The organism is Bacillus sp. AF23, assembly GCF_020861455.1.
Classification (GTDB): Bacteria; Bacillota; Bacilli; order Bacillales; family Bacillaceae; genus Bacillus; species Bacillus halotolerans.
On sequence record NZ_JAJHVY010000007.1, the window covers coordinates 1 to 14452 of the forward strand.

General features: G+C 44.1%; 13 protein-coding genes and 1 other annotated feature (1 of these 14 cut by a window edge). Of the genes, 10 read left to right on the forward strand and 3 right to left on the reverse strand.

The window, feature by feature from the left end:
* Window positions 1-83: 83 nt before the first annotated feature.
* Entirely contained in the window at window positions 84-470 is a 387-nt protein-coding gene (locus LNN34_RS01715; RefSeq protein WP_024122324.1) for a TIGR04086 family membrane protein, read from the reverse strand.
* Between the two features lie 196 nt (window positions 471-666).
* Here LNN34_RS01715 and LNN34_RS01720 point away from each other — a divergent pair, with 196 nt between their 5' ends.
* Window positions 667-1323 carry a DUF421 domain-containing protein gene (locus LNN34_RS01720; RefSeq protein ID WP_229042600.1) on the forward strand — a complete coding sequence of 219 codons (657 nt, stop codon included), beginning with the start codon at window positions 667-669 and terminating at the stop codon, window positions 1321-1323.
* 2 nt (window positions 1324-1325) lie between these two features.
* Here LNN34_RS01720 and spoVB read toward each other — a convergent pair whose 3' ends face one another.
* Window positions 1326-2882, reverse strand: coding sequence for a stage V sporulation protein B (gene spoVB, locus LNN34_RS01725; protein WP_199398313.1), 1557 nt, complete (start codon window positions 2880-2882; stop codon window positions 1326-1328).
* 115 nt (window positions 2883-2997) lie between these two features.
* On the opposite strand from spoVB, the gene LNN34_RS01730 reads away from it, so the two are divergent.
* The 8 genes from LNN34_RS01730 to dtd all read left to right on the forward strand — a co-directional run bounded on the left by LNN34_RS01730 (window position 2998) and on the right by dtd (window position 12384).
* Window positions 2998-3294 (forward strand): post-transcriptional regulator, encoded by a 297-nt coding sequence (locus LNN34_RS01730; protein ID WP_010335127.1) that lies wholly within the window; start codon window positions 2998-3000, stop codon window positions 3292-3294.
* Between the two features lie 37 nt (window positions 3295-3331).
* Window positions 3332-5545, forward strand: a complete 2214-nt coding sequence (gene secDF, locus LNN34_RS01735; protein WP_229042601.1) for a protein translocase subunit SecDF — start codon at window positions 3332-3334, stop codon at window positions 5543-5545.
* Between the two features lie 159 nt (window positions 5546-5704).
* The gene (locus tag LNN34_RS01740) at window positions 5705-6202 is read left to right on the forward strand and encodes a cation:proton antiporter regulatory subunit (RefSeq protein WP_229042602.1); all 498 of its coding nucleotides are present in this window, start codon (window positions 5705-5707) and stop codon (window positions 6200-6202) included.
* Between the two features lie 76 nt (window positions 6203-6278).
* Window positions 6279-6614: a LapA family protein gene (locus LNN34_RS01745; protein ID WP_069487124.1), complete on the forward strand. Its 336-nt coding sequence runs from the start codon at window positions 6279-6281 to the stop codon at window positions 6612-6614.
* A gap of 66 nt (window positions 6615-6680) precedes the next feature.
* The gene (recJ, locus tag LNN34_RS01750; protein WP_059293507.1) at window positions 6681-9041 is read left to right on the forward strand and encodes a single-stranded-DNA-specific exonuclease RecJ; all 2361 of its coding nucleotides are present in this window, start codon (window positions 6681-6683) and stop codon (window positions 9039-9041) included.
* A gap of 5 nt (window positions 9042-9046) precedes the next feature.
* Window positions 9047-9559 (forward strand): adenine phosphoribosyltransferase, encoded by a 513-nt coding sequence (locus tag LNN34_RS01755; RefSeq protein ID WP_010335123.1) that lies wholly within the window; start codon window positions 9047-9049, stop codon window positions 9557-9559.
* A gap of 167 nt (window positions 9560-9726) precedes the next feature.
* Complete coding sequence (gene relA / locus LNN34_RS01760; protein WP_044154273.1) at window positions 9727-11931, forward strand: GTP diphosphokinase; 2205 nt, start codon at window positions 9727-9729, stop codon at window positions 11929-11931.
* A 12-nt stretch (window positions 11932-11943) separates the two neighbouring features.
* Window positions 11944-12384: a D-aminoacyl-tRNA deacylase gene (gene dtd / locus LNN34_RS01765; protein ID WP_059293508.1), complete on the forward strand. Its 441-nt coding sequence runs from the start codon at window positions 11944-11946 to the stop codon at window positions 12382-12384.
* A 24-nt stretch (window positions 12385-12408) separates the two neighbouring features.
* Here the strand turns inward: dtd and LNN34_RS01770 are convergent, their stop codons facing one another.
* A complete protein-coding gene (locus LNN34_RS01770) occupies window positions 12409-13962 on the reverse strand; it encodes an SH3 domain-containing protein (RefSeq protein ID WP_059293509.1) in 1554 nt (517 codons plus the stop codon).
* Window positions 13963-14095: 133 nt separating this feature from the next.
* On the opposite strand from LNN34_RS01770, the gene LNN34_RS01775 reads away from it, so the two are divergent.
* Window positions 14096-14266: a YrzK family protein gene (locus tag LNN34_RS01775; RefSeq protein WP_229042603.1), complete on the forward strand. Its 171-nt coding sequence runs from the start codon at window positions 14096-14098 to the stop codon at window positions 14264-14266.
* A gap of 59 nt (window positions 14267-14325) precedes the next feature.
* Window positions 14326-14452: a binding site (T-box leader), on the forward strand; it runs 104 nt beyond the window's last position.

Sequence of the window (14452 nt, forward strand, 5' to 3'; positions counted from 1 at the left end):
AGAATGGATATTTTAAGGAAAAATAAAGGCTGTCGAGATTTTCTCGACAGCCTGAAGAGCGGGTAACCCCCGCTCTTTTTTTATTAGGAAGATCTGCTTCCTCTCAAATTCACTCCGAAAATGCCGCCAAGCATACATACGCCTAAAAAGCCAAGATGGAAAAGCAGCTGTTCTGCTGTAAATGTTTTTCCGAATCCCAGATATTGAAACAGTAAAATAATCAAGGAAAAGCTTAAAGCAGTCAATGCCCCAATCAGCCATCCTCTTTCCTTCCCTTTCCCGCCAGATATGAATCCGCCGATAAATAAAGAAAGAAATGATACGGCGGTGATCAGCCAGTTGAATGATGATTCTTCAAGCGAGGTTGCTGTCAGTAAAAGTGAAACGGCTAAACTCGTTAGGAGCATGGCTGAAAAAATAGCGATTAAGCCGTAGAGTATGCCTTTTCCAACTTGTTTCGTTTCCTCCATGAATTTCTCCTCCCTGCCTATCTATAAAGGCTTCTGTTCTTTTTAAACAAAGCCTCAGACATGCTGATGGCTCGTCTTTGTAAAAATGTATTCCCTCGTTCCGTGAATTAGACGTAAAAGCTTTATGAAATACGATCACTTTTTCTTACATAAATCGTATGTTTTGTTGCATGCTATGATGAGTTGGAGGTGCATGATGGAAGAGCTTCTTACTATAACGTTTCGCACAGTCGTATTATATTTTGTGATCCTGATTATTTTTCGTTTCATGGGTAAGCGGGAGATCGGAGAGCTTAGTATATTAGATCTCGTTGTCTTTATCATGATGGCAGAAATTGCTGTCCTGGCCATAGAAAACGTAGAGGACCATCTGTTTCATACCATTTTGCCAATGCTTGTGCTAATGATGATCCAAGTGACGTTTGCATACATATCCTTAAAAAACCGGAACGTACGTCAGCTTCTTGACGGCAAGCCCACCATTATCATTAAATACGGAAAAATTGACGAAAACGCCATGAAATCACAGCGTTATAATTTTGATGATTTGATGGTTCAGCTAAGAGAAAATAATATCGACAGAGTGGCTGATGTGTCATTTGCTATATTAGAGCCGTCAGGCAAACTGACTGTCGTAAAAAAACAAAACAATGATGAACACAGACAGATGGAGATGCCGCTTATCATTGACGGTGACATTCAAACTGAAAACCTGACTCGGATCGGTAAAGATAACCAGTGGCTTGAGGAGAATTTATTAAAACAGGGATATACGAATCCTTCAGCTATATCATTTTGTTCGTTTACTGACGGCGAATTTTTTATTGATGAAAAAGAGGGGCACCGCACCTGATTTCATCGGACGATCAGGCGTCCGATAATAGGGATGCGGCGAAGCTCATCTTTTTTGATTAAACGGAAAACGAGCAGCAAGATGATATAGAAAACAGCGCTTATCGCAATCCATCCGGCAACATTCACAGCCTCCGACTCTCCGAAGGTCACATATTGTTTGACAGCAGAGCTGAGGAACCCGCATATAAAAATAACCGCAAAGCAGAGCACGTACTCTTTTATTTTGATGCTGATCGGCAGCACTTTGCTCACTGTCGCTGCATGCAAAAGGGTGACGAGCACCATGCCCGTTACAATCGCTAATGCAGCACCCATGATGCCGAGAGACGGTCTCGTGGCAAGGACGAAAATAAGGCCTGTTTTTACAAGGGCTCCGATCAAGCTGTTCATCATTGCAGCACCTGCCAAATTGAGCGCCTGCAGCACAGCCTGAAGCGGACCCTGAAAATAATAAAGCAGAAAAAACGGAGCCATGACTTTTATAAACACAGCTGCGCCTGAGGACCCATACATCACGCTCATCAGCTCATCCGCAAATACATATAAAATCACAACTGAAATGCCCCCGCTAAGCAGGCACAGCCTCATGGCCTGCTCCAATCGGTATTCAACCACCTGAAGTTTTTTCTGTTCCATTCCTTCACTTATCGCAGGAACAAGCGCGGTCGACAAAGAATATGTAATAAAGCTGGGCAGAGTCAGCAGCGTCATGGCAAAGCCGGTCAGTTCCCCGTATTGCTTTGTAGCCGCAACTGTCGCCACTCCGGCAATTGCAAGGCTTTGCGCGACAACAATGGGTTCAAAAAACCAAGACAGGTTGCCGATAAAACGGCTGCCGGTTGTAGGAAGTGAGACGCTCATTAATTGAGAAAAAGTTTCTTTTCCATTTTTAATTGATTGAAAAAAATGTTTTCTGATTTTCATTGTCTTTTTGAATTTGAAACAAATGAATAAATAAACGAGTGATGCCAGCTCTCCTGCAACTGAAGAAAGCATGGCTCCCGCTGCGGCATATTCAATTCCGTAAGGGAGAAAAATCGTCGTACATACAGCCACGAGAGAAATGCGGACGACCTGTTCTAGGACTTGTGAAACGGCAAGCGGGTTCATATTTTGTTTTCCTTGAAAATACCCTCTCAGCACACTGGATATGGCGATAATCGGCACGACCGGAGTAATGGCCAAGAGGGGGTACAGCGTCCTCTGATCTGTCAGCATGGTTTCCGCCATTATCGGGGCGAAAAATAAAAACAGCGGTGTGAAAATCAGGCTGAGAATCCCAGTGATGGTAAGAGACATGACTAAAATATTTTTCGTTTTTTGATGATCTCCGCGTGCGCTGGCTTCAGCGACAAGCTTACTGATCGCGACGGGAAGACCGAATTGAGTTAATGTAGTGGCTAAGAAAAAGGTAGGAGCCGCCATCATATAGAGCCCGACCCCTTCTTCGCCGATAAAACGGGCGATGACCACCCGGTTGACAAAGCCGAGCATTCTTGTGACCATCCCTGCTGCGATAAGGATAAGAGTGCCCTTTAAAAACGTCTGTTTCGCCATTTTTACCCCCTGCCTTCTCAAACTACCTGGAATCATATACAATAAAGATATGCGTATATATCGTCCAAGCATGACAAGTCTTCTTGAAAAACAATAAAAAAGGAGCGTGGAATTCGTGGATAAGCATCCAGCCGATCTGTATAAAGACCACGTAAGGCCGTTTCTTTACAGCAAACTGGAAGAGTTTAAGATTCTGGGATATGATGATGTTGAGCTCGATAGTTTGTGGTCATACTTAAAAAACAAGAAGTGGAAAAAGAAATCGGAGCTGCACATCTATGAACTGACAAGGGATATTTTATCAGTGAAAATTGGAGAATTTATGAACTATGCAACTGTTGAGTCATTTAAAACGTCTAATTGGCTGGGCAGTGAAGAAGGTCAGGAAGCATTGGAAGAACTACTGAGGTAGCAGTTGATCTGCATAGGTTTAAGGGAGGATATACATAATGAAAAAAGGACGCTTGATTGCGTTTTTCCTTTTCGTTCTATTGATAGGCACGGGTCTGGGCTACTTTACAAAGCCTGCTGCAAACAATATTACGTTAGGATTGGATTTGCAAGGCGGATTTGAGGTGCTGTATGACGTACAGCCCGTAAAAAAAGGTGACAAAATCACAAAAGACGTTCTGGTCAGCACAGTAGAGGCTTTGAATCGCAGGGCGAATGTCCTCGGTGTCAGTGAACCGAACATCCAAATTGAAGGAAATAACCGGATTCGTGTTCAGCTCGCTGGTGTGACAAACCAAAACAGAGCGCGGGAAATTTTGGCGACTGAGGCTCAGCTTTCTTTCAGAGATGCAAATGATAAAGAATTGCTGAATGGTGCGGATCTCGTCGAAAACGGCGCACAACAAACTTATGATAGTACAACAAATGAACCGATTGTCACTATCAAATTGAAAGACGCTGATAAATTCGGAGAAGTGACGAAAAAGGTCATGAATATGGCGCCAAACAACCAGCTTGTTATTTGGCTGGATTACGAAAAAGGCGACTCTTATAAAAAAGAAGTTCAGAAAGAGAACCCTAAATATGTTTCCGCTCCGAATGTAAGCCAGGAATTAAACACAAAAGATGTAAAAATCGAAGGGCATTTCAAAGTCCAGGAAGCGAAAGATTTAGCCAGCATTTTAAATGCCGGGGCGCTGCCTGTTAAACTGACTGAAAAATACTCAACATCAGTAGGCGCACAATTTGGACAGCAGGCGCTGCACGATACGGTGTTTGCAGGTATTATCGGAATAGCTATTATTTTCCTATTTATGCTTTTCTATTACCGCCTGCCAGGATTGATTGCGGTGATTACGCTATCAGTTTATGTATACATTACGCTCCAGATTTTTGACTGGATGAACGCTGTTCTCACTCTTCCGGGAATAGCCGCACTCATTTTAGGGGTCGGGATGGCTGTAGATGCCAATATCATCACCTATGAGCGGATTAAGGAAGAGCTTAAGCTAGGAAAATCCGTCCGTTCTGCCTTCCGCTCAGGAAACAGACGGTCATTTGCGACGATTTTTGACGCCAATATTACAACCATTATTGCAGCGGTTGTGCTCTTTGTCTTTGGGACAAGCTCTGTTAAAGGGTTTGCGACAATGCTGATTCTGTCGATTCTGACAAGCTTTATTACCGCAGTCTTCTTATCAAGATTTCTGCTCTCGCTTCTTGTGGAAAGCAGATGGTTAGACCGGAAAAAAGGCTGGTTTGGCGTCAAAAAGAAACATATTGTGGACATCCAGGACACAGATGAAAATACAGAACCGTATACGCCGTTCCAAAAATGGAATTTTACGAGCAAACGAAAATTTTTCTTTATTTTCTCAAGTGCAGTTACCATTGCCGGGATTATTATTCTGCTTGTATTTAAGCTGAATTTGGGCATTGACTTTGCGAGCGGCGCACGGATTGAAGTGCAAAGTGACCATAAGCTCACGACAGAGCAGGTGGAGAAGGACTTTGCATCACTTGGCATGGAACCTGACACGGTTGTCTTGTCAGGCGAAAAGAGCAATATTGGTGTTGCCCGCTTTGTAGGAGTGCCTGATAAAGAAACCATTGCAAGAGTGAAAGATTACTTTAAAGACAAGTACGGATCCGAGCCGAATGTCAGCACGGTGTCACCTACTGTTGGTAAAGAACTGGCGAGAAATGCATTGTACGCAGTAGCCATTGCTTCAATCGGAATCATTATTTACGTTTCCATCCGATTCGAGTACAAAATGGCGATTGCTGCGATTGTTTCACTGCTTTATGATGCTTTCTTTATCATCACATTTTTCAGCATTACAAGGCTGGAGGTAGATGTTACCTTTATTGCGGCCGTCCTGACGATTGTCGGTTATTCGATTAACGATACAATCGTTACATTTGACAGGGTTCGCGAGCATTTGAAAAAGCGCAAGCCGAAAACGTTTGCCGATTTGAGCCATATCGTAAACCTAAGCTTGCAGCAAACCTTTACAAGATCCATTAATACTGTATTAACTGTAGTAATTGTTGTTATAACACTGCTGATCTTTGGAGCATCTTCTATTACAAACTTCTCAATCGCTCTATTGGTTGGGCTGTTAACAGGTGTTTATTCATCCCTCTACATTGCCGCGCAAATTTGGCTTGTTTGGAAAGGGAAAGAACTAAAAAAAGGTACGGAACAATAGAGTAACTGTCAGGCTGTCCATTATGGACAGCCTGATTTTTTGGCGTTTGATTGATCTTAAAATAGACATTTGCTATAATGACATACGCTTACAATTAAACATATAAATGGTGTGAAGAGGATTTGTGACAGGTTTTCATATATGTGGGAGGGTTTGGGTATGAAGGTTCGCGAGTCGGAGCTGCCGGGTATCGGGCAAAAAGTTGAGATTGTCACCAGAAACCAAGATAAAATATCAATTATCATCCATGACGACGGCAGAAGAGAGCTGTATTATTTTGACGAAAATGATCATGAAGAATGTGTAACATCCGTACAGTTTGATGATGCGGAAGCGAGGCAGATTTCTGCGATTCTGGGCGGGATGGCATATAAACCGAAAGCGTTAGAAACCGTGGAAGTGGCTCTTGACGATTTGATCATAGAATGGTTTAAAGCAGAAGCAGGAGCACCAGCCGTTCACAAGACCATCGGTGATTTGGACGTGCGGCAGAAATATCAAGCGACAGTCATCGCTATATTAAAGAAGAATCAGCAAAAGCAATTGAATCCAGGATCTGAAACAGTGATAGAAGAAGGAGATACACTCGTCATCTCCGGAGAGAGAGACGGACTGAAGAGGCTGATCCGAGAAAAATTAACCGCACTGGGGGCTTGACCTCGCGTCAAGCCATGTTTAAAACCAATGTGAATAGGGAAACTAACCTCAATAAATGAAGTTTGGGGGTAATCGAATGAACAAACAATGGACGATCATATTTGCACTTATTTTTACGTTGCTTGTCGCTGTTTTCGCAGTAATTAATGTAAGATCTGTAGAAGTTGATTACCTGTTTGGCAGATCAGAGTGGCCGCTTATTCTAGTCATTTTAGGTTCAGTACTGATGGGGGCGCTGATCGTTTTTTCTGCCGGAATTTTTCAAGTCATGAAATTAAAGAGAGAAATAAAAGCGTTGCGGAAAGAAACCAAAACCGCACAGGATGTGATACATAACCAAGAGGATGCTCATTTGAATGATGTTCAAGCCGACACACAGGATGCATCCGCCATGATTGAGAAAAAAGACTAGTTTTCGAATTATATTTGAAACCCCTCAGCATGCTCTAGTATAATAGGGTGGTTGAGGGGTGAATTTATGTTAGCGTCAAAAATGCGATGGGAAATCCAGCGACCAGATCAGGAAAAGGTCAAATCACTCACAGAACAATTGGACATAACACCTCTTGTTGCGTCGCTGCTTGTAAAAAGAGGCTTTGATACGGCAGAAAACGCGAGGCTGTTTTTACATACAAAGGATGCCGAATTCTATGATCCCTATGAGATGAAGGGGATGAAAGAAGCGGTAGAACGAATAAAACAGGCGATTTCACAACAAGAACAGATTATGATATATGGCGATTATGACGCCGATGGAGTTACCAGTACGTCAGTGATGCTGCACACTTTGCAAAAGCTGTCGGCGCAAGTTGATTTTTATATACCTGACCGGTTTAAAGAAGGCTACGGCCCTAATGAACAGGCGTTTCGTTCAATTAAAGAACGAGGCTTCTCACTCATTATTACGGTTGATACGGGGATTGCCGCTGTCCATGAAGCGAAGGTAGCAAAGGAACTTGGCTTAGATGTCATCATTACCGACCACCATGAGCCTGGACCAGAACTTCCGGATGTTCATGCGATCGTTCACCCGAAGCAGCCTGGCTGCACCTATCCTTTTAAGGAGCTTGCAGGAGTGGGCGTGGCGTTTAAGCTTGCCCACGCATTATTGGGCGAATTGCCAGATGAACTTCTTGACCTGGCGGCAATCGGCACCATTGCCGATCTAGTTCCGCTGCATGATGAAAACAGATTAATTGCAACATTAGGTCTCGAAAAGCTCCGGCGGACGAACCGGCTTGGCTTAAAAGAACTGATTAAGCTCTCAGGCGGAGAAATCGGAGAAGCGAACGAAGAAACCGTCGGATTTCAGCTCGCACCGAGACTGAATGCAGTCGGAAGAATTGAACAGGCCGATCCTGCTGTTCATTTGCTTATGTCAGAGGACCCGTTTGAAGCGGAAGAGCTTGCCGCTGAAATCGATCAGCTTAATAAAGAACGGCAAAAGATGGTCAGCAAAATGACGGATGAAGCGATTGAAATGGTTGAACAAGAAGGGCTTAATCAAACTGCGATTGTCGTGGCAAAAGCAGGGTGGAATCCCGGAGTCGTCGGAATTGTAGCTTCAAAGCTTGTAGACCGTTTCTACCGCCCGGCCATTGTCCTTGGAATTGATGAAGAAAAAGGGATCGCCAAAGGTTCGGCACGAAGCATCAGGGGATTTAATTTGTTTGAAAGCCTTTCTGAATGCAGAGATATTCTTCCGCACTTTGGAGGCCATCCAATGGCGGCTGGCATGACGCTGAATGCCGAAGATGTGCCGGAATTGCGGAACAGGCTGAATGAGATAGCTGACAATACGCTTACAGAAGAAGATTTTATTCCTGTACAGGAAGTAGACCTCGTATGCAGCGTGGAGGACATTACGGTTGAAAGCATCACAGAGATGAATCTGCTTTCTCCCTTCGGCATGCTGAATCCGAAACCGCATGTGATGGTAGAAAACGCAGTGCTGGAAGATGTCCGCAAAATCGGGGCGAATAAAAATCATGTCAAAATGACGATTAGAAACGATTCATCCCAGCTTGACTGCGTCGGTTTTAATAAAGGCGAGCTTGAGGAAAGTATTGTACCCGGTTCAAAAATTTCGATTGTTGGTGAAATGTCGATCAATGAATGGAATAACAGAAAAAAACCGCAGCTGATGATCAAGGATGCGGCTGTTGCTGAATGGCAGCTGTTTGACTTAAGAGGAAAACGCACGTGGAAAGATACGGTTTCCGCCCTTCCGTCTGATAAACGAGTCATTGTCTCCTTCAAAGAAGAAACTACAACGCTTCTTCAGTCTGAAGATCTTCGCCATGACGTGCACGTTATCAGTTCTGAAGACCAAGCGAAGGCATATGAACTTGACGGTGCATATATTGTATTACTGGATTCTCCGCCTTCGCTGGACATGCTCGCACGTTTGCTGGAAGGCAAAGCGCCTGAGCGGATTTACTTCATCTTTCTCAATCATGAGGAACACTTTTTATCATCTTTTCCGGCAAGAGACCACTTTAAATGGTATTATGCATTCTTGCTGAAAAGAGGCGCTTTTGACTTGAAAAAACACGGTTCAGAGCTTGCGAGGCATAAAGGCTGGTCCGTTGAAACAATCAATTTCATGACAAAGGTGTTTTTTGATCTCGGTTTTGTTAAAATAGAGAATGGTGTGCTGTCTGTGATAAGCGGAGCGAAAAAACGCGATTTAACGGACTCACAAACATATCAAGCAAAACAGCAGCTGATGGAGCTGGATCAAAAGCTGAATTATTCTGCGGCTGAAGAGCTGAAGGAATGGCTGAATAAGCTGATGAAACAAGATTCAGAGGCTTATGAAAGTACGAGGAGGACATAAAACAGATGGATTTAAAACAATACGTAACAATTGTACCCGATTACCCGAAAGAGGGCGTGCAATTTAAAGATATTACGACACTGATGGATAAAGGCGATGTCTATCGCTATGCAACAGATCAAATTGTTGAATATGCGAAAGAAAAACAAATTGATTTGGTTGTCGGCCCGGAGGCGCGCGGCTTTATTATCGGCTGTCCGGTTGCCTACGCGCTCGGCGTCGGTTTTGCACCGGTTCGCAAAGAAGGCAAATTGCCGCGTGAGGTCATCAAAGTGGATTACGGTTTGGAGTATGGCAAAGATGTATTAACGATCCATAAAGATGCGATTTTGCCAGGCCAGCGTGTGCTTATTACAGATGACCTGCTTGCGACAGGCGGCACCATTGAAGCTACAATCAAACTAGTTGAGGAGCTTGGCGGCATTGTAGCTGGTATCGCTTTCTTAATCGAGCTTTCTTACCTTGACGGCAGAAATAAACTTGATAATTATGACATCTTAACACTAATGAAATACTAAAGATAACCTCATAAAGGAAAAAGCACTCGATACAGGGTGCTTTTTTCCTATTGTTTTGCATTTATTTGATATATTATTTGGTGATTTGAACTTCTGCTCTTTACATCTATCGTTTTTTTCTTGATAATAAACTACAATACAGTTTACATTTTAAAAAAGGTGATTCCATGGCGAACGAACAAGTATTGACTGCCGAGCAAGTTATTGATAAAGCGCGCAGTTATCTATCCGATGAGCATATCGCATTTGTCGAAAAAGCATACCTGTACGCTGAAGATGCTCATCGCGAGCAATACCGCAAATCAGGTGAGCCTTACATTATTCATCCGATTCAGGTTGCGGGAATTCTCGTTGATCTTGAAATGGATCCATCCACAATCGCGGGCGGATTTCTGCATGATGTAGTGGAGGATACTGATGTGACGCTTGATGACCTGAAGGAAGCATTCTCCGAGGAAGTGGCAATGCTTGTGGACGGTGTAACGAAGCTCGGTAAAATTAAATATAAATCTCAAGAGGAACAGCAGGCGGAAAATCATCGCAAAATGTTTGTCGCTATGGCTCAAGATATCCGGGTCATACTGATCAAGCTGGCGGATCGTCTTCACAATATGCGGACGCTGAAACATCTTCCCCAAGAAAAACAGCGCAGAATTTCTAATGAAACGCTGGAAATTTTTGCTCCTTTGGCTCATCGCCTCGGGATTTCAAAGATTAAATGGGAACTGGAAGATACGGCGCTCCGTTATTTGAATCCTCAGCAATATTACAGAATTGTCAACCTCATGAAGAAAAAACGCGCAGAACGCGAGCTTTATGTCGACGAGGTTGTCAATGAGGTGAAAAAACGTGTCGAAGAAGTCAACATCAAGGCTGACTTCTCAGGCCGGCCGAAACATATTTACAGTATCTATAGAAAAATGGTGCTGCAAAATAAGCAATTCAATGAAATTTATGATCTGCTTGCTGTCCGGATTCTCGTGAACAGCATAAAGGACTGCTACGCGGTGCTCGGCATTATTCATACCTGCTGGAAGCCGATGCCCGGCAGGTTCAAAGATTATATCGCAATGCCGAAGCCGAACATGTACCAATCGCTTCATACAACAGTTATAGGGCCTAAAGGCGACCCGCTGGAAGTGCAGATCCGCACCTTCGAAATGCATGAAATCGCAGAATACGGGGTTGCGGCTCACTGGGCTTATAAAGAAGGAAAAGCAGCGAGTGAAAGTGCAACATTTGAGAAAAAGCTTTCATGGTTCCGCGAAATTTTGGAATTCCAAAATGAATCAACAGATGCCGAAGAATTTATGGAATCGCTCAAAATCGATTTGTTCTCGGATATGGTGTACGTCTTTACGCCAAAAGGAGATGTCATCGAGCTTCCGTCCGGTTCTGTCCCGATTGATTTCTCTTACCGGATTCACTCTGAAATCGGCAATAAAACAATCGGTGCGAAGGTCAACGGAAAAATGGTGACCCTTGACCATAAGCTCCGGACAGGTGATATCGTTGAAATTCTTACGTCCAAGCATTCCTATGGACCGAGTCAGGATTGGGTGAAGCTTGCTCAAACTTCACAGGCGAAGCATAAGATCCGTCAATTCTTTAAGAAACAGCGGCGTGAAGAAAATGTCGAAAAAGGCCGTGAGTTGGTAGAAAAAGAAATTAAAAATCTGGACTTTGAAGTAAAGGACGTCTTGACACCGGAGAACATCCAAAAAGTGGCTGATAAATTTAATTTCTCAAATGAAGAAGACATGTACGCAGCGGTCGGCTACAATGGCATCACAGCCCTGCAGGTGGCGAACCGGCTGACGGAAAAAGAAAGAAAACAGCGCGATCAGGAAGAACAAGAAAAAATCGTTCAGGATGTCGCTGCGGAGCCTAAACCGTATCCGCAAGGAAGAAAGCGGGAAGCTGGCGTTCGCGTCAAGGGGATCGACAATCTTCTTGTGCGTTTATCGAAATGCTGCAATCCTGTGCCTGGTGACCATATTGTCGGTTTCATTACAAAAGGCAGAGGGGTTTCCGTCCATCGGGACGACTGTCCGAATGTCAAAACGAATGAAGCACAGGAGCGGCTGATCCCCGTAGAGTGGGAACATGAGTCACAGGTGCAAAAACGCAAGGAATACAATGTTGAGATCGAGATTCTTGGGTATGACCGCCGCGGATTGCTTAACGAGGTGCTTCAGGCAGTGAATGAAACGAAAACAAATATTTCTTCTGTCTCTGGCAAATCGGATCGCAACAAAGTGGCAACCATTCATATGGCCATTTTTATCCAGAATATCAATCATCTGCATAAAGTCGTCGAGCGCATTAAGCAAATAAGGGATATATATTCTGTGCGCCGCGTCATGAATTAAAGGAGTCACAAAATGAAAATAGTCGTTCAGCGAGTAACAGAAGCAAGTGTAACCGTTGATGGAGATGTGATCGGCCAAATTGGACAAGGCATTATGGTCCTGGTCGGCATCACTCACGATGATACAGAAGAGGACGCCGCTTACTTAGCGGATAAAATGGTGAATCTTCGCATTTTCGATGACAGCGATGGAAAAATGAATTTGTCGCTTCTGGACACAGGCGGAGAGATTTTGTCTGTTTCACAGTTTACGCTTTACGGAGATACGAGAAAAGGACGGCGCCCCAACTACATGAACGCCGCAAAACCTGATAAGGCTTTGGGCCTTTATGAAAAATGGAATGACCTGCTTCGTGAAAAAGGAATCAAAGTAGAAACAGGTAAATTCGGCGCCATGATGGATGTAAAGCTCACTAACTCCGGACCGGTTACTTTGATTATGGATTCAAAATAAAAAAGCTGCCAAAAGGCAGCTTTTTTATTGGAAATATTTCTCCAATCCGCTCTCAATTCCGTCTGTTACTTTTTCTTGATATGAATTGCTATGTACTATGGCTTCTTCCTGCGGATGGCTTACATATCCTAGCTCGTACAGCATAGCGGGCTGTTTGTTTTCACGGAGCACATAATAATCTCCGAACAGTACGCCGCGGTCAGGAATTGAAGATCGCTTAACCACTTCAGAGTGTACATCTGATGCCAGTTCCTGATCCTTTGCAGGACTGTAGTAATAAGCTGTGCTTCCCCTTGTAGAAGTATCCGCAAAGCTGTCGTAATGAATGCTGATGAAGGCGTCTGCGTTGCGGTAGTGAGACGTCGAGACTCGTGACTGTAAGCTGACAAATGTATCATCCTGCCGTGTCACATACACGTCTGCTCCTGCTGATCTAAGTTTGCTAGCCAGCAGTTTCGCCGTTTTGATCGTCAGTTTTTTCTCGAATTGGCCTGAATAGCCGATCGTTCCGCTGTCTTTTCCTCCATGCCCCGGATCGACAACAATCGCTTTGTTTTTCAGCGACCCGCTTCCGGAAGCGGAATCAGCGACAGGCGGCTCTCCGGATTCTTCAGCGCTTTTAGACGTCTGTACCACCCAGTTGGCGACATAAGCGGTCTGCCCATTGTCAAGTTTTACTTCATACCAGCTGCCCTTTGCTCCGGTAATGGAGTACGCATCGCCTTTGGCTGCGCGTTTAACGATTGAAGCTGACGTTGAGGCATCGCTTCTTAAATTCGTTCCTCCGTATACGATATAGGCTTTTTTTGTACTGTCTGAACTGCTGACATCAGCTGAATCTCCAGCTGGGTCAGAACTGGTCACAATGTAATGGCTTGCGACCCAGCCTTTTAGCCCATTCACTTTAATATGGAGCCAGCCGTTTTTCTCTTCGAGGATTGTAAGCTTCGTTCCTCGTGAAAGTTTTGTTATAATCGCTGCATCATGTGAGGCGGACCCTCTGACATTCAGTGAAGAAACGCCAACCGTGCCCGTTGTTGAACCAGATGATTCTGTCTGATCACTTTCCTCAGACGCTGAACTGCCGCTGCCTGAAGTGACGTATTCGGAAGATACCCATCCGGTGGAATTTCGATATGATATCTTGATCCAGCCGGAATCCTTGTCAATCACTGCGGCTTGGCTGCCCTGCGGGAATTTGCCGATGACTTCGTATGAAGTACCAGGGCCTGTTCTCATCCGTAAATCGGGATCTGTTGATGTAACAGTTTCACTGCTGTCTGTAGAGCTTGTGCCTGACTGTTTTTCCTTAGTAATAAGCCAGGAGACAACCCACCCTTTATCTCCGGAACCAAGCTGTATTTGCACCCAGTCTCCGTCTTCCTTCAAGATGGGGTAGCGTTCTCCTTTTTTCACCTCCGCCATGATGCCGTAGCTAAGCCCCGGACCGCTTCTGACGTTCATTTCATCTGTTGCGATGACCGCTTCTCCCTGAGCGGCTGTAACGGCAGAAAAAGGCGGGAAAAGCGCCCCGGCGACGATAATACATACAATAAGGACAAAGTGTTTCTTGCTCATTGTGTCCTCCTTTCTAATGATCGTAAAAAAAAGCATTCTTTCTTAATATCGTAAAGTCCTTTCTGATTTTTAAATAAAAATAAAATGATTTGTTTATACTAGGCATAAATCCAATCAAAAAGGTGTGCAAATCATGAAATATCATCCAAAAATGGGGCGTGCATTTTACGACGGCGAAGGAAACCTGCATTTCAGTGATCATGCCGATCCTGATACAATCGGTTATCTCACTGAAACGGCAACGGAATTTGGTCTTATGTCCAAAGAAGCATCACAGCAGAAAAACAACCGGAATAAAGCTTGACAGAGTACGGCAATGCCATTATTATAATAGAAATCGAGTACATAATAAATAAAAATTAAACTGAACCAATAATGGAGAAGAGTAGGTCAGATTGCATGGCTAGAGAGGAACCGCCCCAGGCTGAAAGCGGCTCCCATTGCGTCTTTCTCGAAACAACACTCCGGAGGTTTCCTGCTGAACGCGTGA

Coding starts and splice junctions, on each gene's coding strand:
- LNN34_RS01740 (WP_229042602.1), top strand. CDS start 5,705: ATGAAGGTTCGCGAGTCGGAGCTGCCGGGTATCGGGCAAAAAGTTGAG.
- LNN34_RS01720 (WP_229042600.1), top strand. CDS start 667: ATGGAAGAGCTTCTTACTATAACGTTTCGCACAGTCGTATTATATTTT.
- recJ (WP_059293507.1), top strand. CDS start 6,681: ATGTTAGCGTCAAAAATGCGATGGGAAATCCAGCGACCAGATCAGGAA.
- LNN34_RS01755 (WP_010335123.1), top strand. CDS start 9,047: ATGGATTTAAAACAATACGTAACAATTGTACCCGATTACCCGAAAGAG.
- LNN34_RS01745 (WP_069487124.1), top strand. CDS start 6,279: ATGAACAAACAATGGACGATCATATTTGCACTTATTTTTACGTTGCTT.
- LNN34_RS01715 (WP_024122324.1), bottom strand. CDS start 470: ATGGAGGAAACGAAACAAGTTGGAAAAGGCATACTCTACGGCTTAATC.
- relA (WP_044154273.1), top strand. CDS start 9,727: ATGGCGAACGAACAAGTATTGACTGCCGAGCAAGTTATTGATAAAGCG.
- LNN34_RS01770 (WP_059293509.1), bottom strand. CDS start 13,962: ATGAGCAAGAAACACTTTGTCCTTATTGTATGTATTATCGTCGCCGGG.
- spoVB (WP_199398313.1), bottom strand. CDS start 2,882: ATGGCGAAACAGACGTTTTTAAAGGGCACTCTTATCCTTATCGCAGCA.
- dtd (WP_059293508.1), top strand. CDS start 11,944: ATGAAAATAGTCGTTCAGCGAGTAACAGAAGCAAGTGTAACCGTTGAT.
- LNN34_RS01775 (WP_229042603.1), top strand. CDS start 14,096: ATGAAATATCATCCAAAAATGGGGCGTGCATTTTACGACGGCGAAGGA.
- secDF (WP_229042601.1), top strand. CDS start 3,332: ATGAAAAAAGGACGCTTGATTGCGTTTTTCCTTTTCGTTCTATTGATA.